Below are 19,093 nucleotides of genomic sequence, written 5' to 3'. Positions count from 1 at the left end.
CGCTGCGGAAAGGGTAATCATGACGGGTGAGCACGAACTTGCGGCGGAAGGGATTCGGCTCCGGTTAGACCTTCGCAACGGCCATATCGTTGATTGTGTGATTGAGGCCGCCGACCGGCCGTTGCGGCCGCTTCATCGCGCGCCGTGGGTGGACAGCGGTGAGGAGTTGCCCGACGGCACTTCCCTGGGGCTGGCGCGTTTGTCAGGCGATTTCTTCTGCGCGCCGTTTTCCCGCAGCGACCTTGAAGATGCGCCGGTGCATGGCTGGCCGGCGAATTCTGCTTGGGGCTTCGTGGAGCAAGAAGCGGTGGACGGCGGCGGCGTCAGCGCGAGTTTCCGCCTCCAGCGTCCTGTGCTCGGCGCAACGATCGAGAAGCAGATCACCCTGCGCGCCAACCATCCCTTCGTGTACCAGGAACATCGCCTCAGGGGCGGCAGCGGCCTGTTGTCCGTGTCGCACCACCTCATGACGCGCATGAAGGCTGGAGGGCTGTTGGCATCTTCGCCCAAACGGTTTGCCCAAACGCCGGATGCGCCGCTTGAGCCAGATCCTGCGCGGGGTCGCTTTGCCCTTGCTTATCCGGCCCACGTCGAAGACCTGAGCGCCTTTCCTCTGGCGCAAGGGGGCACCAAGGATCTGCGCATCTACCCACCAGCCGAACGTCACGAGGATTTCCTGACGCTGGCGGAGGATGCAGGGGCAGGGCTCGGTTGGACTGCGATCAGCCGCCATGCTGAACAAGACATGGTTCTCGTCCTGAAGAACGCTGAAACCCTGCCTATCACCATGCTGTGGATGTCAAATGGTGGGCGCAATTACCCGCCTTGGAACGCCCGCCACACCGGGGTGCTCGGCATTGAGGACGCAAGGGCGCATCCCGGCGGGCACCGCGCGTCGACCGGCGAAAACAGCCTGACGGCTCAGGGCGTGCCAACCGCCTTCAAGCTCGACGGCGAAACGCTTGTTGTGCGCCAGGCGTTCGGCGCGGTGCCGCTTGCCGAAACGGCCGTTCCTGTTGTTGCCGTTTCTGCCGGCGACGGCGCCCTGAAGATCGTGCAAGAAAGCGGCGCGGTTCTGCGCTTGCCCTTCGACGACACCTTTCTCGCAGTCTAGCGGATTAATCTTAGGCCGCTGCGGACCGCCGACCGGCCGCAGATGCGAGTTCGCGGATGCCGGGTTCGATACTTTGCAAGGCAATCGACGAGATCCCAAGTCGCATAAACCGCTGCGGCTTGTTGGCTTCGGCGAAAAAGCGCTCGCCGGGTTCCACAAGCACGCTGCGGGCCGCCGCGGCTTCCGCAACCGCGCGCGAGTCGACGCCATGCGGACCCTCGAGCCAAAGCGATGTTCCGCCGGCAGGGTCGCTCGTCCGCCATTCCGGCATGAAGGAAGCAACTGCCTGGGACAGGCGGCGGCGACGCTCATCGAATGCGCTGGACAAGCGGCGCACAAGCGCTTCGTGGTGGCCAAGCGACAGGAAAAGAGCCACCGCGCGCTGGTTGTTGGCCGGCGGGTGACGCAGCATCAGGCGGCGCAGCGCCCGCAGCTCGGCGATCAGGTCGGCGGACGCCACGATGTAGCCAAGGCGCAGGCCCGGCGCGAGGGTCTTGGAAAGGGAACCGACATAAACCACGCGGCCGGAACGATCGAGGCTCTTCAGCGCCTGCTGCGGCGCCTGGTCGACGAGTTGGCTGTCATAGCCGTCCTCGATGATGATCTGGTCGTTGGCAATGGCACCTGCAATCAGCGACTGCCGCCGCTCCGGGCTCATCGCCACCATGGTCGGGCAATGATGGCTTGGCGTGGTGAACACGAAGCCGCTGGACTTTGGCACGGCCGAAACCACGAGCCCATTGGCGTCAACCGGCACGGGATCGATCTCGGCGCCCGCGAGCGCAAAGATCGCCCGCGCGTCGGGATAGCCAGGATCCTCCATGGCCACGCGTGACCCTTTGGCCATGAGAAGGGTAGCCAGCATGTAGAGTGCGTTTTGCGCGCCAAGCGTCACGATGATCTCGTCGGGGTTGGCGAAGATCCCCTTGCGTGGAAGCAAACGCGCCTGGATCTGCTCGATCAACAGCGGATCGTCGCGGTCCACCACATCGGACGCCCAGTTGCGAATCTCGAGCACGGCGAGCGCCATGCGGTTGCATTCGCGCCATTCGGCCGTTGGAAACAGGTTGGGGTCAAACTGACCGTAAACGAAGGGGTAGCTCGACTTGATCCAGTTGTCGCTCTTGGTGACGCGTGGCATGTCGCTCGCAAAAACCTGCCGTCGTGCCTTCCAGTCGATCCCGGGCGGCGCGATGTCCGGCTTCACATGCGGCTTGCTGGGTGACGTCAGCACTTGCGGATTGACGAAATGGCCGCGCCTTTCCTTGGCAACAAGGAAGCCCTGATCCACCAGTTGCTGAAACGCGATCACCACGGTGCCGCGCGCGACGCCGAGCTTGTCGGCCAGAACACGGCAAGACGGCAAGGGCATTGATGCTGCGATCTGTCGGTCGAGAATGGCCGCAACGATGGCCTGACGGATCTGCGCTTGCAGCGTTTGCCCGGAGTCCGGCGAGATCCGGAACAGGCCGGACCAGATGGCGGCGTCGTTGCGATGCGGCATTGCGAATGTCCTCTACCAACAATGCTAAGGGAGCCTGCCTATTTGATCAAGACTGGCCCAAGCCATTGAGCCACCAATTTTTCTGATGAACGCTTCAACCAGCGGAATAGATGCTTCGGAGCAAAGCGGCTGGCGCGCAGGCGCCGGTGCTTGCTATGACACGGCCCGTCCAAGCAGAAGCCGGATCTCCGGAAAGGATCACCTGTGATGAAGCCTTCAGTTGCTGCAGCCATCGAAGCCTTGCGGGTTCATCATGCTTCAAGCCCGCGCGACATGCGGGCAGCCTTCGCCGAAGATCCGCAGCGGTTTGCTCGCTTTTCCGCCGAACTCGATGATCTCCTGCTCGACTGGTCGAAATGTGCGGTGACGGGCGAAACCATGCAGCTACTGGGAAAGCTCGCCGAAGCCGCGGGTGTGGAAGCTCGTCGCGACGCGATGTTCGCGGGCGAGATCATCAACACCACGGAACATCGCGCGGTTCTGCACACGGCCTTGCGGGCTGCGCCGGATGCAACCGTTTCCACCGGCGGACAGAACGTGGTGCCCAGTGTGATCGAGGTGCTCGAAGCCATGGGCGCCTTCGCGGACGCTGTCCGCGAGGGTGAAACGCGTGGGTCCACGGGCAAGGCGATCACCGATGTTGTGAACATCGGCATCGGCGGGTCGGATCTCGGCCCGGTGATGGCGACCTTGGCCTTGGCGCCTTACCACGACGGCCCGCAGGCGCATTTCGTGTCCAACGTGGATGGTGCCCACATCCACGACACCTTGAAGCGGCTCGACCCGGCGTCAACGCTCGTAATCATCGCGTCCAAGACCTTCACCACGATCGAAACCATGACAAACGCGCAAACCGCGCGTCGCTGGATCGCCGAAGCGCTGGGCGAGGACGCTGTTGGGCAGCATTTCGCGGCCGTGTCCACCGCGCTCGACAAGGTCGCGTCCTTCGGGATCCCTCCTGAGCGCGTGTTCGGCTTCTGGGACTGGGTTGGCGGTCGCTATTCCCTTTGGTCGGCCATTGGCCTGCCGATCATGCTTGCCGTTGGCCCGCAGAACTTTCGTCGCTTCCTGGATGGCGCGCGGGCCATGGACGAGCACTTCCGCGAAGCACCCGCAGAAAAGAACCTGCCGATGGTGCTGGGGCTGATCGGCTACTGGCACCGCGTGATCTGCGGCTATCCCGCGCGCGCCGTGATCCCCTATGACCAGCGCCTTCTCCGCCTCCCTGCCTACCTGCAGCAGCTCGACATGGAATCCAACGGGAAGCGCGTCACCTCTGATGGCGAGCCGGTGCAAACGCCGACCGGCCCACTGGTTTGGGGTGAGCCCGGCACCAATGGGCAGCACGCGTTTTTCCAGCTCCTGCACCAGGGCACGGATGTCATTCCGGTGGAGTTCATCATCGCCGCACAAGCCCATGAGCCGGATCTCAAGGTCCACCACGACCTCCTCATCGCCAACTGCCTGGCGCAATCAGAAGCGTTGATGCGCGGCCGCACGCTTGAAGAAGCCACCGCTCAGCTGATCAAGAAGGGTGTGTCGGCAACGGACGCGCAGGCGCTGGCGCCGCACCGGGTATTCCCAGGCAATCGCCCCTCGATCACCATCGTGCACCGGATCCTGGATCCGTTTGCCCTTGGGCGCCTGATCGCGCTCTACGAGCACCGGGTGTTCATGGAAGCCGCGCTGTTCGGCATCAACGCGTTTGACCAATGGGGTGTCGAACTCGGCAAGGAACTGGCAACGCAACTGCAGCCGGTGGTGGAAGGCAAGGAAGATGCGTCAGGACGCGACGCATCTACCGCAGGTCTCGTCGCCGCCGTTTCTGCTCTGCGCGGCTGAGGGCGTCATGGCCATCAAGGCAATCTTGTTCGACAAGGACGGCACTCTTATTGACTTCGAGAAGACCTGGCTCGCCATCGGCGAGCGCATGGCGATGAAGGCTGCGGACGGCGACCCCGAGCGTGCCGAACGACTGCTTGAGCGAGGCGGGCTTGATCGCGTCAATCGCTGCTTCAAGCCGGACTCGGTTTTTGCGGCCGGCACCAACGCTGAAATCGTGGCGCTGTGGTATCCCGATCATTCACCGGCCGAACGCCAAATCCTGATCCGCGAGTTCGACAGCTTCACGGCGGAAGAAGGCGCTGCCCAGGCCGTTGCGCTTCCAGGCGTAACCGACACGATTGCCCTGCTGCACAAGCGGGGCTTGAGCCTCGGCGTGGCCACGAACGACTCCACGGCTGGCGCAGAAAAAACGCTGCTCAGCCTCGGCATCGCGCAGATGTTTGCTGCCGCCTACGGCTATGATGCCGTTGCCAATCCCAAGCCTGCGCCTGATGCGCTACATGCCTTTGCAGATCTTTGCGGCGTGCGGCCGGATGAAGTGGCGATGGTGGGCGACAATCGCCACGACCTTGAGATGGCAAAAGCCGGGGGAGCAGGCTTGGCGGTGGGTGTTCTGAGCGGCACCGGTACGCGCGCGAGCCTTGGAAGCCTGGCCGACGTGCTGCTTGCGTCTGTTGTGGATCTGCCAAGACAGCTGGACATCCTCAGCGGCGGGACGGCTGCCGCGCCCCCGCCGCACCTCGACATCTGAGGATCGCGCCCCACCTCATTCTGATGAGAAGGTGGCAAACGATGTTGCGTGTACTTCTTGCAGGCTCGCTCTTGGTGGCGGCACTGCCGATCAGCGGTGCTTTCGCTGATCCAGGCCCGCTCGCTGCTTATCAGTGGAAGAAGCGCGTGCTGCTGATCTTTGGCGAGGAAGCCGAGGTCGCGCAGCAGGACGGGCGCTTTGCAGAACAGCAAAGCCAGGCGAACGAGCGGGACCTGGTGGTCCTCAGCATCGTTGGCAACCTCGTTGCCGATGGGGTTTCCAGGGAGCGGCTGCCCACCGCTTCGGCGCTGCGGACCCGGTTTCGCGTGGATGAGAACGCAGATCTGACCGTCGTGCTGGTTGGCAAGGACGGCGGTGAGAAGCTGCGCGAAACGGAACTGATCGAGCCCGAGACGGTGTTCGACCTGATCGACTCGATGCCGATGCGCCGGAGTGAGATGCGCGACGGCTAGCCGCGCAACTCTCGTCGCAGGATCTTGCCCACATTGGTTTTCGGCAGCTCATCGCGGAACTCGATCAAACGAGGCCGCTTGTAGCCGGTGAGATTCTCGCGGCAGAACGAGCGAACTTCATCTTCGGTAAGAGAAGCATCCTTCTTGACCACGAAAAGTTTGGGGACCTCGCCGGACTTTTCATCCGGGACGCCGACTGCCGCCACTTCGAGAACCTTCGGGTGGCGCGCCACCACGTCCTCGATTTCGTTTGGATAAACGTTGAAGCCCGAAACCAGGATCATGTCTTTCTTCCGGTCGACGATCTTGGTGTAACCCTTCTCGTCCATGAAGCCGATGTCACCGGACTTCAGAAAACCGTCCGCCGTCATGACCTTGGCGGTCTCGTCAGGCCTGTTCCAGTAGCCCTTCATGACTTGAGGCCCGCGAATGCAGATTTCGCCGGCTTCGCCCGTTGCCACTTCTTCATTGTTGTCGTTGCGGATCGAGATTTCCGTAGACGGCAACGGCAAGCCGATCGTACCGGAAAACTTTTCGGCGTCGAAGGGGTTGGCCGTGGCCACCGGCGACGTTTCGGAAAGACCATAGCCTTCCGAGATGACGCCGCCCGTCAGCTTTTGCCAACGATCAGCAACAGCCTGCTGCACGGCCATGCCGCCGCCAAAGGTCAGCACCAGCGCGCTAAAATCCAGCTTCTTGAAGTCCTCGTTGTTGAGGAGCGCGTTGAACAGCGTGTTGAGGCCCGGGAAGAAGTTGACCTTGTGCTGCTTGAAGTCCTTCACCAGGGCCGGAATGTCGCGCGGGTTGGCGACAAGCACATTCTGCGACCCGAGATGAATGCCGGTCAGGGCGTTCACCGTCAGGGCGTAGATGTGGTAAAGCGGCAAGGCGCAGAGATAAACCGCTTGTTCGGGCCTCTTGTGCTTCACGAACGCACTTTCCAGCCAGGCCGCGTTCTGGGCGACATTGGCCAGCACGTTTCCGTGCGTGAGCATGGCGCCCTTGGCAACGCCGGTGGTCCCGCCGGTATATTGCAGAAAGGCCAGGTCGTCCGCCGTCACCGTGACAGGCTTGAAGGTCATGCCGCGGCCAGCCTTCAAGGCGGCGTTGAAGCGCACGTGGTTCTTCAGCTGCCAGGCGGGAACCATCTTCTTGACGCGCCGCACCACGAGGTTGACGGCAAACCCCTTGAGCCCGAGCAGATCGCCCATGGCGGCCACAATCACATGCCGGACGGCAGTGTTGTTCACGACACGCTGCAGGACGTTGGCGAAATTCTCGAGGATGACGATGGCTTCTGCGCCGGAGTCGTTCAGCTGATGCTCGAGCTCTCGGGCCGTGTACAACGGGTTGACGTTGACGACCACATATCCGGCCCGCAGCGCGCCCGCGAGCGCGATCGGATATTGCAGGATGTTGGGCATCATCAGCGCGATGCGCGCACCCTTCTTCAGTCCGAGCGACTGAAAGTAGGCCGCCATGGCTTCCGACTCCGCAGCGAAGTCGGTGAAGCTCAGCGACTTGCCCATCGAGGTGAAGGCAGGCTTCGCGCCATGTGTCTTGCAGCCCGCCACGATCATGGCGCCGAGCGAGTCGGCCGGCAAACCGACAATGTCGGCGGGAACATTAGGCGGATAGCTCGCAAGCCACGGCTTCGGCGTTGAAGCCGGCGGCTTGGCCGAGGCCGTGGGCGCAGCAGCATTCGCGTCGATAGCATCGGGAGCCGCCTCGGGCTTCTCGACAGCAGGGATGGTTTCAGCGGTTTTGCTGTTGGTAGCGGTTTCTGTGGCGCTCGCACTTGCCTTAGCGCTGCGGGTGCGCGGTTTGGCCGGCGCCTTTTCAGCAGTTGCGGCTTTGTCGGCGGCAGGCGCTGTGTTCTCAAAAGCAGGCATATTCGCCTCCCCGGCCGGCGCCTTGCTGGATCGGCTGGACGCCTTGCGAGCGGGTGCCTTGGGCGCCGGCTCAGCTGCCGATGGCTGTGGTTCGGCTGTGGCACCTTTCGGCTTGCGGGTCCGCGGCGCGGCGGCGGGCTTGGAAGTTGCGCTCGCTGCTTCGGCGGTTTGCGTCTTGCGGCTGCGTTTGGGCTTGTCTGTTTCCGCCGATTGCGACTGTTCGCTTTTTGAACCCACTTCCTTGGCCACGCTTCGCTCCCTCAAGTCTTTTCTTCCGCGTCACGATACTGGCAGGGCGCCTTTGGTTGCAAGCGCACCCGGCTACTGCCCAAAGCCTTTGTGTTCCGCAAGAAAGGCTTCTTCAGCCGCCGTGCTTTCCCGGTTCAAGGCCCGATTGCGGTGGGGATATCGGCCGAAGCGCGCGAGAATGTCGCGATGTTCCACAGCAAAGCGGATCATTTCTTCGTCACCGAGGCTCTTGAACAAGGAAACACAGCGCTCCCCGTCCGCCAGAGTCTCCGAATGCTCGAAGGGCATGTAGAAAAACGCCTGTTCCTCTTTGCCGAGTTGAGAATCGAAGCCTTTGTCGACTGCGGTGCGGGCAATCGTCAGCGCCATCTCGTCGGTTGCAAACGCCTTGGCTGAACCGCGAAAAAGGTTGCGCGGGATCTGGTCGAACAGGAGAATCGCGGCGAGCGCCGTACGAGGGTCCTGAAGCGCTCCCTCCGGAATGCTGGCGCATTTCTCCGCGTAAAGTTCTGCGAAGCGCTCGTTGATCCGGGCATCAACGCCGGCATCGCCGGAAAACCAGTCTTCCCTGGTGAGTTCATCGAACCAGAACTGAAGAACGGAGTTGGCCCACGCTGGCGTGGAGCCTGCAGCTTGAGGTGTGTTTGTCATGGCAAGCAATCTAGGTGTTGAAGCGGGCAGCGTCAAAACGCCGGGATCCTTCTTGAACCGGCGCGCATGAAGAGCCGATGACATGGGCAGCGCTCGTCGCTTGCGCGCCGGCATCGGGTACGCGATACCGGCAGGCATGGCGGATGCAGTTGAACAGGTGGCGGATCGGATCGAGGCAGGCGACCCTGTTGATCCACGCAACATCACGGCCGCTATGTTATGCGCTGAGGTGTTTCGCCGGCATGGCGAGGTGATCCGGATCCGCAAGGAACACGTCGCCGTTCCCAACCTGGAAAAGATCCTGCTTGCCGCGCTTGAACTCAGCGCCCGCAACGGCTTCCATTCCACCACCACCCGCGATCTTGCCGAACACAGCGGCCTGTCGATGGGCGCGATCTACACCTATGTCGACAGCAAGGAAACGTTGCTGCGGATGATCCTGACGGCCGTCAGCCATGCCGTGGACATCGCCGTTGCTCCGATGGAAGCGGGGGAAGCGGAGGATCCGCTGTTGCGGCTGCGCGGCCTGATCCGCCGGCACGTGCTGTTGACCGAAAATCTGCAGCGCTGGTTTTATTTTGCATTTCTGGAAGTGAAAGCCTTCGACAAGCAGGCGCGTGCCTTCGCGATCGCGCAGGAGTTGCGCACGGAAGCGCTGTTTTCCGCCGCGATCAAGGCAGGCCAGGAGCGCGGCCTTTTCGTGGACGTCGAGGCAGCCCTTCTGGCCGGGCTGATCAAGCCATTGCTTCAGGACTGGTACCTGAAACGTTGGAAATATCGCCAGCGGGGCATCTCCCCGACGCGCTTCATCGGCCTTGTGGAAGGCTTCGTGGACCGCGCGGTTCGAGTGCCTGATTAGGGCTGACAGCCGTCAACATTGCCGATCCATCGTTGAAGCGCTAGAAGGCGCGCGTGCGCTGGCAAGCCGAAGGCCGTGCGCCTTGCCGGTTCAAGATCCTGGACGCTCCATGCTTGCCACTCCGCCTCCGACGCGGCCATCAGCCGTTTCCCAACCTATGCTTCGGCGCTTCTTCGGCTACTATGCGCCCTGGAAAGGTTTGTTCTTCCTCGATTTCGGCTGTGCCATCCTGTCCGGGCTGCTTGAGCTTGGCTTTCCCATGGCGGTGCGCGCCTTTGTGGACAACCTGCTGCCCACCGGCAATTGGCCGCTGATCGTCGCTGCCTCGATTGGCCTGCTCGTGATCTACGCGATCAACACCGGCCTGATGGCCGTGGTCACTTATTGGGGCCACATGCTCGGCATCAACATTGAAACGGAGATGCGCCGCAAGAGCTTCGACCATCTGCAGAAGCTGTCCTTCCGCTTCTACGACAACCACAAGACAGGCCATCTCGTCGCCCGTGTCACCAAGGATCTCGAGGAGATTGGCGAGGTGGCGCATCATGGCCCCGAGGATCTCTTTATCGCGGTGATGACGTTTATCGGGGCCTTCGCCCTCATGTTCTCGGTCAACTGGAAGCTCGCGCTGATTACGGCCGCTGTTGTTCCGGTGATCGCCTGGGTCACCAGCGTCTACGGGGTGCGCATGGAACAGAACTGGCAGCGCCTTTATGGCAGCGTTGCCAACTTCAACGTGCGGATCGAAGAAAATGTGGGCGGAATGCGCGTGGTCCAGGCTTTCGCCAACGAGGAGCATGAGCGCAGGCTTTTTGCCAGCGACAACGCAAATTACCGGTCAACCAAGCTGCAGGCCTACAAGATCATGGCCGCTTCTATGTCGCTCAACTACATGAGCATGCGCTTGATCCAGCTGGTGGTGATGATCGCGGGCAGCTTCTTCGTGCTGCGAGGCGAGCTTTCCACCGGCAGCTTCGTCGGCTTCCTCCTCCTGGTGAACGTATTTTTCCGGCCGATCGAGAAGATCAACTCGGTCATCGAAACCTATCCCAGGGGCATCGCCGGCTTTCGCCGCTACACGCAACTGCTCGACACCGAACCCGACATTGCCGACCGTCCGGGTGCGACGGAAGCCCCGCCGCTGCAGGGCCTGGTGGAATATCGCGGCGTTGGCTTCGGCTACGGCGGCCAGCCCATCCTGTCAGGCGTCGATCTGCGCATCGAGCCCGGTTCAACCGTAGCCTTTGTGGGGCCGTCGGGAGCTGGCAAAACCACAATTTGTTCGCTGCTGCCGCGCTTCTACGAAGTTCAGGCCGGCGCGATCACGGTGGACGGAATCGATGTTCGCGACATGACACTGGCTTCCTTGCGCGGGCAGATCGGCCTCGTGCAACAGGATGTCTTTCTGTTCGGCGGCACCATCCGCGACAACATCGCTTACGGCCGGCTCGACGCAAGCGATGCGGAGATTGCCGAAGCGGCGCGGCTGGCACGCCTGGAAACGCTGATCGCAGCCATGCCGGACGGCATGGAAACCGTGGTGGGCGAGCGCGGGGTCAAGCTGTCGGGCGGGCAAAAGCAGCGCCTGGCGATCGCCCGCATGTTCCTGAAGAATCCGCCCATCCTGATCCTGGACGAGGCAACCTCTGCCCTCGACACGGCAACGGAACGGGAGATCCAGAAGTCGCTTGCCGAGCTTTCGAAGGGCCGCACCACGCTGGTGATCGCCCATCGGCTGGCGACAATCCGCAACGCGGACAAGATCGTCGTTGTGGATCGCTCCGGCATCGCCGAAACCGGGACCCATCGCGAGCTCCTCGCGGCGGGCGGGCTTTACGCCCAACTGCACATGGCGCAGGAACTGGAATGAATGTCGGTTCGCTCGTGTCACGGCGCGCGGGCGGGCAATAGGCAGGACGTGGAGCCGCTTGCCGGCTAATCGGAGAACTGCGTTGCAGCCACCGCGGAACAACAAGCGCTATTCGGCCTGGAGCCTTTTTCGCGAGGGTCTTCGCGGCCATTCCGGCTGGGAAGAAGCATGGCGCTCGCCGCCCGGACCAAAATCTTCCTATGATGCGGTGATCATCGGCGGCGGTGGTCAGGGGCTCGCAACCGCTTACTACCTCGCCAAGAACCACGGCATGACCAAGGTCGCGGTGATCGAGAAGGGCTGGATCGGCGGCGGCAACACGGGGCGCAACACCTCCACCATCCGCTCCAACTACTTCTATCCCGAAAGCGTGGCGCTCTACGACTATTCGCTGAAGCTCTATGAGACGCTCGGCAAGGAGCTGAACTACAACATCATGTTCTCGCAGCGTGGCGTGGTCACGGTCGCGCATTCCGATGCCGAGATGGAGATCGCCGCCCGCATTGTGAACGCGATGCAGATCAATGACACGGATGCAGAACTTTTCACCCGCGAACAGGTGCTGGCAAAGGCGCCCCTTCTGAACAGCGGTGATGCGGCGCGTTATCCGATCTTCGGCGGGGTCTGGCAGGGCAGGGCCGGTGTGGCACGCCACGACGCAGTGGCCTGGGGCTATGCGCGTGCGGCGAGCGCATACGGCGTCGACATCATTGAACGCTGTGAGGTCACCGGCTTCCTCATGGAAAACGGCCGCTGCGTTGGCGTTGAAACGAGCAAAGGCGATGTGCGCGCCGGGGCGGTCGGCATCGCGACCGCTGGCAATTCCGGCGTGGTGGCGGGCATGGCCGGCTTCAACTTGCCGATCAAATCCTATTCTCTGCAGGCCATGGTGTCTGAGCCTGTGAAGCCGTGCCTCGACACGGTAGTGCTTTATCTGGGCACCGGCACCTACATGTTTCAGTCCGACAAGGGCGAGATCGTGGTGGGCGGCGGCATCGACCGCATTCCGTCGTATGCGCAGCGCGGCAACCCGCCTGTGCAGGCAATCGTGCTTTCCGGCATGCTGGAAATGTTTCCGAGCTTCGGACAGCTGAAGATGCTGCGACAATGGGCCGGGGTGGTGGATGTGGTGCCCGACTCCTCGCCGATTATCGGACCTTCGCCCGTGCCGGGGCTTTACCTGAATTGCGGCTGGGGCACGGGCGGCTTCAAAGCCATTCCGGCCGGCGGCGTCGTGTTTGCGCACCTTTTGGCGACCGGCGAGCATCACGACATCAGCAGGCCCTTCGATCTCGATCGTTTCCGCACCGGCCGGCTGGTGGACGAAGCGGCCGGATCCGGCATCGCGCATTAGGAGGCAACCATGCAGCTGTTCTCCTGCCCCTTTTGCGGCCCGCGCGACGAAACCGAGTTCCTGTTTGCGGCCGAAGCCGGCAAGGTCCGGCCTGAGCCTGCGCCGGAGGTGTCGGCCGCAGACTGGTCCAAATATCTCCACCGCGTGTCCAATCCGCGCGGCGCGACGCGCGAAATTTGGGTGCATCAAACCTGTGGCGAGTATTTCCTGATGGAGCGCAACACGGTGAGCCACGTCGTGGCGAACACGCAGCCCTTGCGCGGGGGTGAGGCATGACCAGCCACAGGATCGGCTCGATTGCCAGCGAAACACTCCGTTTCACCTTCGATGGCACGCGCTACCATGGCCGTGCAGACGACACGATCGCTTCCGCGCTGTTGGCCAATGGCGTGCGCGTGGTGGGCCGCTCGTTTAAATACCACCGCCCGCGCGGCATCATGGGTTACGGCGTGGAGGAGCCAAACGCCCTTGTGGATGTCACGCTGAACGGGGTCACCACGCCGAACCTGCGCGCCACGACCGAACAACTCGTGGACGGCATGGCGGTGCAGTCGGTAAACGCGAGCCCGGTGGCAGCCTCCGACCGCAACGGGTTCATCGACCGCTTTGCGCAATTCCTGCCCGCCGGTTTCTATTACAAGACCTTTATCTGGCCGGATTGGCACCGCTTCGAACCGTCGATCCGCGCAATGGCAGGGCTCGGGCGCCTCGATCCCGCCAATGAGCCTCCGGCTAACAACCCACAGATCGCAGCCTTTTGCGATGTGCTGGTGATTGGCGGGGGGCCAGCCGGCCTTCGAGCTGCAGATCAGGCGTCAAAGGCTGGCAAGTCGGTGATGCTGGTGGAAGACGGGCGCGAAGTCGGCGGCTCCCTCCTGTCGCGTTCGGCCGAAATCAACGGCCAGCCCGGCCTGGAATGGGCCTTGCAAGTTGCTGCCGCCCTTCAGGCCGCCGGCCAGCGTGTTATGACGGACACGACGGCTTACGGCGTGTACGACCACAACCTCGTTGCGCTTTGGCAGCGCCGTCCGGGTCAGTCCGATGCGCAATGGCGCGTGCGCGCCAAAGAGATCGTGGTGGCGGCCGGCGCCATCGAGCGGCCGCTGATCTTCCCGGACAACGATCGCCCCGGCATCATGCTGTCCGATGCCGCGCTGAGCTATCTCGCCCGTCACAACGTGCTGGTTGGACGCCAGGTCGTGCTCGCCACCAACAATGATCGTGCCTATTCCGTTGCCGACGCGCTGCGTCGGGCCGGCGCGCAGGTGACGGTTGCCGACCTGCGAAGCGGTGCACGCGAGGGTGCGGTCGCCAATGCCCGCATCGAGGCCGTGCATGGCGCGAAGGGCGTCGAAGCCGTAACCATTTCCGGCAAGCGGATCACCGCTGATTGCCTGCTGATGGCCGGTGGTTTGACGCCGAGCGTGCATCTGCATTGCCAGGCGGGCGGCAAGCTGCGCTACGACGAGACGATCGCTGCCTTTGTGCCGCATGAAAACCTACCGGGCCTGAAGGTGGTCGGCGCGGCTGCGGGGCAGTATTCCCTCAACGAGATCCTTGGCGTTGGCGGCGAAGCACATCCTTACGCCATCGCCCCAGCCTGGCCGCAACGTGACGCCAAGGGGCGGCAATGGGTCGATTTCCAAAATGACGTGACGGTGAAGGACATCGCGCTGGCCGAGCGCGAGAACTTCCGCTCGGTGGAGCATCTGAAGCGCTACACCACGCTTGGCATGGCGACCGACCAGGGCAAGACCTCCAACATGAACGGCCTTGCCACCATGGCCGCGCTGACGGGGCAAACCATTCCTCAAACCGGCACCACGACGTATCGCCCACCTTTCGTGCCCGTGCCGTTCGGCGTCGTGGCGGGGCGCCGGCGCGGCGAGTTCTTCAATCCCGTGCGTCGGCTCGTGCTGGAGCGGGAACACCGGCAATCCGGGGCAAATTTCCGCGAATATGGCGGCTGGCTGCGACCGGCCTGGTTCGGTGGTGCAAACGGGCCTGCGAATATTCGCCGCGAAGCGATGGCCGCGCGCACCACGGTTGGCATCCTGGATGGCTCGCCGCTCGGCAAGATCGAGGTGATCGGCCCGGACGCCGGCGCGCTGGTGGATTATAACTCCTACAACACCTTGTCGAACCTGAAGCCCGGCCGCATCCGCTATGGCTTCATGCTGACCGAAAGCGGCGTGATCTATGATGACGGCGTGACCTCCAAAGTCTCGGACGAGCATTATGTCGTTTCCTGCTCGTCTGGCCACGTGGCGGGTGTGGTTGCCCGGCTTGAGGAATGGCGCCAGGACCGCTTCGACCCGTCGCGCGTGTTCGTTCACAACTCCACGCCGCAGTGGGCGACGCTGACGGCGAGCGGCCCAAAGGCGAAGGACCTCGTTACGGCACTCGGTCTTGGGGTCGATCTCAATGACGCCGCCCTGCCGCACATGGCTTTTGCGGACGGCAGCTTCGATGGCGCACCGGCACGGGTGTCGCGCGTGTCCTTTACCGGCGATCGCTCCTACGAGATCACCGTGCCCTCAACCAAGGCGGCTGCTTTGTTGGCTGCCATGGGCGAAGCCGGCAAGCCGCTAGACGCCGTTCTGATGGGCTCGGAGGCGCTGCTCTTGCTGCGCGCCGAAAAAGGCTATGTCATCGCCGGCAAAGACACGGATGGCACCACCATGCCGCATGATCTGGGCGTCGCCGGTCCGATGCAGAAGCGGCAAAACGAATATGTCGGCCGCCGCTCGCTTTTCACGGAAAACGCGCAGCGCACGGATCGCCAGCATTTCATTGGGCTGACGGTTGAAGGCGAGCAGATGCTGCCGGTGGGCGCGCATGGCGTCGAGCGGGTGAACAAGAAGCGCCGCTCCATAGGTTTCGTCACGTCGAGCTACAACAGCCCCACCCTGAACCGGCCCATTGCCCTCGGGCTGATCGAGCGCGGCATGGAGCGCAAAGGCGAGGTGATCGATCTCGTTCACCTCGGTCAAACCTTCCGCGCCAGGATCAGCGATCCGTGCGCGCTTGATCCAGATGGAGCGCGCCTCAATGCCTGAACCGCTCCCCAAAACCATGGCTGATCGCGGCACATTCTGGACACAGGCGCCGGATTGGAGATCTGTCGTTCTCCAGTACGACAGCTGGACTGCGCGCCCGGTGCTCGGGCTTCACCGGCTGCTCGTGAGCGGCAACCTCGATGCCGCGCTTGGAATGTTCGCGCCGGCCGTGCCGAGCATCGGCCTATGGCAGGTCGCTGCGGGCAGTGTGCACCCGATCCGCGTCGGGCGCGATCGGATGCTGTTGACCGCGGCAAAGCCGCTTGTCGCAACGCCGGGTTGGAACGCGTCCGGCTTCGCCGTGAGCCCGGCAACGGATGCATACGTCACGATCGAGATCAGCGGGCCAGGATTGCGCGCGCTTGTCTCGGAAATGACGTTTGCTGATCTGGAAGAGGGAAGCCCGTCGGCCGCAACGCTGGTTTGCGGCCAGCAAGCCTTGCTTCATCGCGTGGATGAACAAACAGCGCGCATCCATGTCGAAGCGCCGCTAGGGACCTATGTCTGGCACTGGCTCGAGACACGCTAGGGCGCGCGTCGTCGCCGTTGGTGAGGCCTCATGAGAGGCCTACCCAGATAACGAGATTCAATACAACCAATACAAAGCAGATACCCAGGATCTCATATCTGGGCTCGGCTCTGTCCACATCGAACTTCATGTTCGCGGTCCTGACAGAGGAATGACAGGCGGCTGGGTAAAGCTGGATTCCTTACCGCACCATGAATGCGTGACCCCAAAATCGCTTCAGTCGTTGTGCGCGCGATCTTTGGTGCACAAGGGGCAACCAAACCTGTTGGTTTAGCGAAGGATTCGTTATGGAGTGGCGGTCGCCCGGTTGATTGACATGGCAAGACCCGCGTGGTGCTTTGCTGGCTTGGGAGGCGAGTTCAACAAGAAAACTCCTGGAGTGGGAACCATGTCCATCAAGACGATGATCTCTTCGGCCACCATCGGCCTGCTCATGCTGGCCGGTCCAGCTGCGGCACAAAGCACGGATGTCGCAATCGGCATCAGCGGCTGGACGGGCTTTGCGCCCTTGACGCTTGCGAAGGAAGCCGGCCTCTTCGAGAAGAACGGCCTGAACGTGGAGATCAAGAAGATCCCGCAAAAGGACCGGCATCTGGCTGTTGCTTCGGGTGCCATCCAATGTGCCGCAACCACGGTGGAAACCTTCATGATCTGGAACGCCAATGGCGTGCCGATCAAGCAGTTGTTCCAGCTCGACATGAGCTATGGCGCCGACGGAATGGTTGTTCGCAACGAAACGGGATCCATTGCAGACCTCAAGGGCAAGACGATCGCCGCCTCGGCACCCGGAACCTCGCCCTACTTCGTGCTCGCCTGGATGCTCGACGCAAACGGGCTCTCGCTTGACGACGTCAACGTGGTCAACCTTGAGCCGTCAGCCGCGGCGCAAGCTTTCGTGGCAGGCCAGAACGACGCTGCCATGACCTACGAACCCTATCTGTCCACCGTTCGCGACAACCCCTCTGCCGGCAAAATCATCGCCACCACGCTCGATTATCCGATCGTGATGGACACGTTCGGCTGCACGCCGGACTTCATCGAAGCCAATCCGGAAGCCGTAAAGGCACTGGCGAAAAGCTATTATGAAGCGTTGGAGATGATCGAAACGGATCAGGCCAAGGCTTACGAGATCATGGGTGCCGACGTGAAGCAGAGCGGCGAGGATTTCGGCAAATCGGCCTCGTTCCTCAAGTGGCAGGATGCCGAAGCCAACAAGGCGTTCATGGAAAAGGGCATCGAGGAGTTCTATGCCAAAGCCGGGCCGCTGCTGGAAAAGATCGGCATCATCAAGTCGATCCCGGAAACGTCGACGCTAATCGATACCAGCTGGATGAACTGAGCGTCCGGCCGTACCAATGACAACCATTCGACGCGGGCGCTATTTGCGCCCGCTGCAACCGCTGCCGGGCGCCGCGAAGCTGGCGTTCGGCTTCCTGTTCTTCGCATTGTTCGTGGCCGCCTGGGGCGCGGCGACTTTTGGCGGCTTCGTGTCTCCGCTTTTCCTCGCCAGTCCGCTGCGGATGGTGCAGGAAGGATGGAGCCTGCTGACTGAATATAACTTCAGCTACGACATTGCCGTCACCATCTGGCGTGTTGTCGGCGGCTTCGTGCTGGCGGCCATTATCGCAGTCCCCTTGGGGATCGCCATGGGCGCCTGGAAGGTGGTGGAAGCGCTACTCGAGCCTTTCGTTTCCTTTGCGCGCTATTTGCCGGCCTCCGCCTTTATTCCGCTGCTGATCCTTTGGGCCGGCATTGGCGAAACGCAGAAGCTGCTGGTGATCTTCATTGGCTCGGTTTTCCAGATCATCCTGATGGTGGCCTTCACCGTAGGCCAGACCCGCCGCGACCTGGTTGAAGCAGCTTACACGCTGGGAGCAAGCGACCTCGGCATCGTGAAGCGCGTGTTGATCCCGGCTTCAGCGCCGCAGATCGCCGAAACGCTTCGCCTCGTTCTTGGCTGGGCCTGGACCTATGTGATCGTCGCGGAACTGATCGGCTCCTCGTCGGGCATCGGCCACATGATCGTGGACAGTCAGGCGATGCTCAACACCGGCCAGATCATCTTCGGCATCATCGTCATCGGCATCATCGGCCTGGTGTCGGACTTCCTGTTTAAGGCTGCAAACAGGCGCTTGTTTCCGTGGAGCCTTGCATGAGCGCTGTTGAGATCAAAAACGTCGGGCGCGTGTTTCCTGCCCGGCGCGGCGGAGAGCCGACCGTCGCCCTGACGCCCGTCAGCCTCGATATCGCGCAAAACGAGTTCGTGACGATCCTGGGGCCGTCCGGCTGTGGCAAGTCTACGCTTCTGCGCATCGTGGGTGGGCTCGACGATCCGAGCACGGGCGAGGTGTTGGTGAACGGGATAAGGGTCGTGGGTCCGGGGTCGGATCGCGGCATGGTGTTTCAGTCCTACACGCTTTTTCCTTGGCTCACGGTTGCCGAAAACATCGCCTTTGGTCTGCGCGAGAAAGGCATGCCTAAATCGGCCCGCGACGGCGTCGTGCAGGATTATGTCCGCAAGGTCGGCCTCAATGGCTTCGAGCATCATTGGCCGCGGCAACTGTCCGGCGGCATGCAGCAACGCGTGGCAATCGCGCGCGCGCTTGCCAATGATCCGGCCATCCTCTTGATGGACGAACCGTTCGGTGCCCTGGACAACCAGACGCGTGGGTTGATGCAGGAACTCTTGCTCGACATCTGGCAGTCCGAACGTAAGACCGTGCTTTTCGTGACGCACGACATCGAGGAAGCCATTTTCCTGGCCAGCCGCTGCCTCGCCATGTCGGCGCGTCCCGGTCGCATCAAGGCCGATGTTCCGATCGCGCTGCCCTATCCGCGCGACTACCATCTCAAGGCCGATCCGACGTTTGTCGACCTCAAGATGCGGATGACCGAAGAAATCCGGGGCGAAGCAACCCTTGTTGCCTGATGAGGATCGCCACG

At 62.4% G+C, this 19,093-nt stretch carries 16 protein-coding genes; 13 read left to right on the top strand and 3 right to left on the bottom strand.

The genetic code is table 11. The annotated features are described in order from the left end of the window. Positions 1-19 precede the first annotated feature (19 nt). Entirely contained in the window at positions 20-1,114 is a 1,095-nt protein-coding gene (locus J5Y06_RS01130; protein WP_209333275.1) for a hypothetical protein, read from the top strand. A 10-nt stretch (positions 1,115-1,124) separates the two neighbouring features. Here the strand turns inward: J5Y06_RS01130 and pdxR are convergent, their stop codons facing one another. Continuing rightward, a complete protein-coding gene (pdxR, locus tag J5Y06_RS01125) occupies positions 1,125-2,618 on the bottom strand; it encodes a MocR-like pyridoxine biosynthesis transcription factor PdxR (protein ID WP_209333274.1) in 1,494 nt (497 codons plus the stop codon). Between the two features lie 207 nt (positions 2,619-2,825). Between pdxR and pgi the strand changes: the two genes are divergently transcribed. Genes pgi through J5Y06_RS01110 form a run of 3 tightly spaced genes read left to right on the top strand, consistent with a single transcriptional unit; the run spans position 2,826 to position 5,687 of the window. Beyond that, positions 2,826-4,460 (top strand): glucose-6-phosphate isomerase, encoded by a 1,635-nt coding sequence (pgi, locus tag J5Y06_RS01120; protein WP_209333273.1) that lies wholly within the window; start codon positions 2,826-2,828, stop codon positions 4,458-4,460. A gap of 7 nt (positions 4,461-4,467) precedes the next feature. Then, entirely contained in the window at positions 4,468-5,214 is a 747-nt protein-coding gene (locus J5Y06_RS01115; protein ID WP_245247505.1) for an HAD family hydrolase, read from the top strand. A gap of 41 nt (positions 5,215-5,255) precedes the next feature. Then, a complete protein-coding gene (locus J5Y06_RS01110; RefSeq protein ID WP_209333271.1) occupies positions 5,256-5,687 on the top strand; it encodes a DUF4174 domain-containing protein in 432 nt (143 codons plus the stop codon). Here the strand turns inward: J5Y06_RS01110 and J5Y06_RS01105 are convergent. Beyond that, positions 5,684-7,579, bottom strand: coding sequence for a long-chain-fatty-acid--CoA ligase (locus tag J5Y06_RS01105; protein ID WP_209333270.1), 1,896 nt, complete (start codon positions 7,577-7,579; stop codon positions 5,684-5,686). The genes J5Y06_RS01110 and J5Y06_RS01105 overlap by 4 nt on opposite strands. 321 nt (positions 7,580-7,900) lie before the next feature. Continuing rightward, positions 7,901-8,479, bottom strand: a complete 579-nt coding sequence (locus J5Y06_RS01100; RefSeq protein ID WP_209333269.1) for a DUF924 family protein — start codon at positions 8,477-8,479, stop codon at positions 7,901-7,903. Between the two features lie 82 nt (positions 8,480-8,561). Between J5Y06_RS01100 and J5Y06_RS01095 the strand changes: the two genes are divergently transcribed. From J5Y06_RS01095 to J5Y06_RS01055, 9 genes are all read left to right on the top strand, one after another. Next, entirely contained in the window at positions 8,562-9,338 is a 777-nt protein-coding gene (locus tag J5Y06_RS01095; protein WP_209333268.1) for a TetR/AcrR family transcriptional regulator, read from the top strand. Positions 9,339-9,495: 157 nt separating this feature from the next. Then, positions 9,496-11,208: an ABC transporter ATP-binding protein gene (locus J5Y06_RS01090; protein ID WP_209334311.1), complete on the top strand. Its 1,713-nt coding sequence runs from the start codon at positions 9,496-9,498 to the stop codon at positions 11,206-11,208. Between the two features lie 82 nt (positions 11,209-11,290). Further along, positions 11,291-12,562 (top strand): sarcosine oxidase subunit beta family protein, encoded by a 1,272-nt coding sequence (locus J5Y06_RS01085; protein WP_209333267.1) that lies wholly within the window; start codon positions 11,291-11,293, stop codon positions 12,560-12,562. Positions 12,563-12,571: 9 nt separating this feature from the next. Further along, positions 12,572-12,838 (top strand): sarcosine oxidase subunit delta, encoded by a 267-nt coding sequence (locus J5Y06_RS01080; RefSeq protein ID WP_209333266.1) that lies wholly within the window; start codon positions 12,572-12,574, stop codon positions 12,836-12,838. Beyond that, positions 12,835-15,621, top strand: a complete 2,787-nt coding sequence (locus J5Y06_RS01075; protein WP_209333265.1) for a 2Fe-2S iron-sulfur cluster-binding protein — start codon at positions 12,835-12,837, stop codon at positions 15,619-15,621. The genes J5Y06_RS01080 and J5Y06_RS01075 overlap by 4 nt, the downstream gene beginning before the upstream one ends. After that, entirely contained in the window at positions 15,614-16,150 is a 537-nt protein-coding gene (locus J5Y06_RS01070) for an aminomethyltransferase family protein (protein WP_209333264.1), read from the top strand. The genes J5Y06_RS01075 and J5Y06_RS01070 overlap by 8 nt, the downstream gene beginning before the upstream one ends. A gap of 388 nt (positions 16,151-16,538) precedes the next feature. Then, positions 16,539-17,489, top strand: a complete 951-nt coding sequence (locus J5Y06_RS01065; RefSeq protein WP_385932212.1) for an ABC transporter substrate-binding protein — start codon at positions 16,539-16,541, stop codon at positions 17,487-17,489. A gap of 43 nt (positions 17,490-17,532) precedes the next feature. Further along, positions 17,533-18,306 carry an ABC transporter permease gene (locus tag J5Y06_RS01060; protein ID WP_245247611.1) on the top strand — a complete coding sequence of 258 codons (774 nt, stop codon included), beginning with the start codon at positions 17,533-17,535 and terminating at the stop codon, positions 18,304-18,306. After that, positions 18,303-19,079: an ABC transporter ATP-binding protein gene (locus J5Y06_RS01055; protein ID WP_209333262.1), complete on the top strand. Its 777-nt coding sequence runs from the start codon at positions 18,303-18,305 to the stop codon at positions 19,077-19,079. Before J5Y06_RS01060 ends, J5Y06_RS01055 begins: the two co-directional genes overlap by 4 nt. The last annotated feature ends 14 nt before the right edge of the window (positions 19,080-19,093 follow it).

The sequence above is a fragment of the Tianweitania sediminis genome (assembly GCF_017813335.1).
Lineage (GTDB): Bacteria > Pseudomonadota > Alphaproteobacteria > Rhizobiales > Rhizobiaceae > Tianweitania > Tianweitania sediminis.
Note: the sequence above shows the minus strand (reverse complement) of the source record. Positions and strands in the feature narration are given on the sequence as shown.

Coding starts and splice junctions, on each gene's coding strand:
- J5Y06_RS01130 (WP_209333275.1), top strand. CDS start 20: ATGACGGGTGAGCACGAACTTGCGGCGGAAGGGATTCGGCTCCGGTTA.
- pdxR (WP_209333274.1), bottom strand. CDS start 2,618: ATGCCGCATCGCAACGACGCCGCCATCTGGTCCGGCCTGTTCCGGATC.
- pgi (WP_209333273.1), top strand. CDS start 2,826: ATGAAGCCTTCAGTTGCTGCAGCCATCGAAGCCTTGCGGGTTCATCAT.
- J5Y06_RS01115 (WP_245247505.1), top strand. CDS start 4,468: ATGGCCATCAAGGCAATCTTGTTCGACAAGGACGGCACTCTTATTGAC.
- J5Y06_RS01110 (WP_209333271.1), top strand. CDS start 5,256: ATGTTGCGTGTACTTCTTGCAGGCTCGCTCTTGGTGGCGGCACTGCCG.
- J5Y06_RS01105 (WP_209333270.1), bottom strand. CDS start 7,579: ATGCCTGCTTTTGAGAACACAGCGCCTGCCGCCGACAAAGCCGCAACT.
- J5Y06_RS01100 (WP_209333269.1), bottom strand. CDS start 8,479: ATGACAAACACACCTCAAGCTGCAGGCTCCACGCCAGCGTGGGCCAAC.
- J5Y06_RS01095 (WP_209333268.1), top strand. CDS start 8,562: ATGGGCAGCGCTCGTCGCTTGCGCGCCGGCATCGGGTACGCGATACCG.
- J5Y06_RS01090 (WP_209334311.1), top strand. CDS start 9,496: ATGCTTCGGCGCTTCTTCGGCTACTATGCGCCCTGGAAAGGTTTGTTC.
- J5Y06_RS01080 (WP_209333266.1), top strand. CDS start 12,572: ATGCAGCTGTTCTCCTGCCCCTTTTGCGGCCCGCGCGACGAAACCGAG.
- J5Y06_RS01075 (WP_209333265.1), top strand. CDS start 12,835: ATGACCAGCCACAGGATCGGCTCGATTGCCAGCGAAACACTCCGTTTC.
- J5Y06_RS01070 (WP_209333264.1), top strand. CDS start 15,614: ATGCCTGAACCGCTCCCCAAAACCATGGCTGATCGCGGCACATTCTGG.
- J5Y06_RS01065 (WP_385932212.1), top strand. CDS start 16,539: ATGTCCATCAAGACGATGATCTCTTCGGCCACCATCGGCCTGCTCATG.
- J5Y06_RS01055 (WP_209333262.1), top strand. CDS start 18,303: ATGAGCGCTGTTGAGATCAAAAACGTCGGGCGCGTGTTTCCTGCCCGG.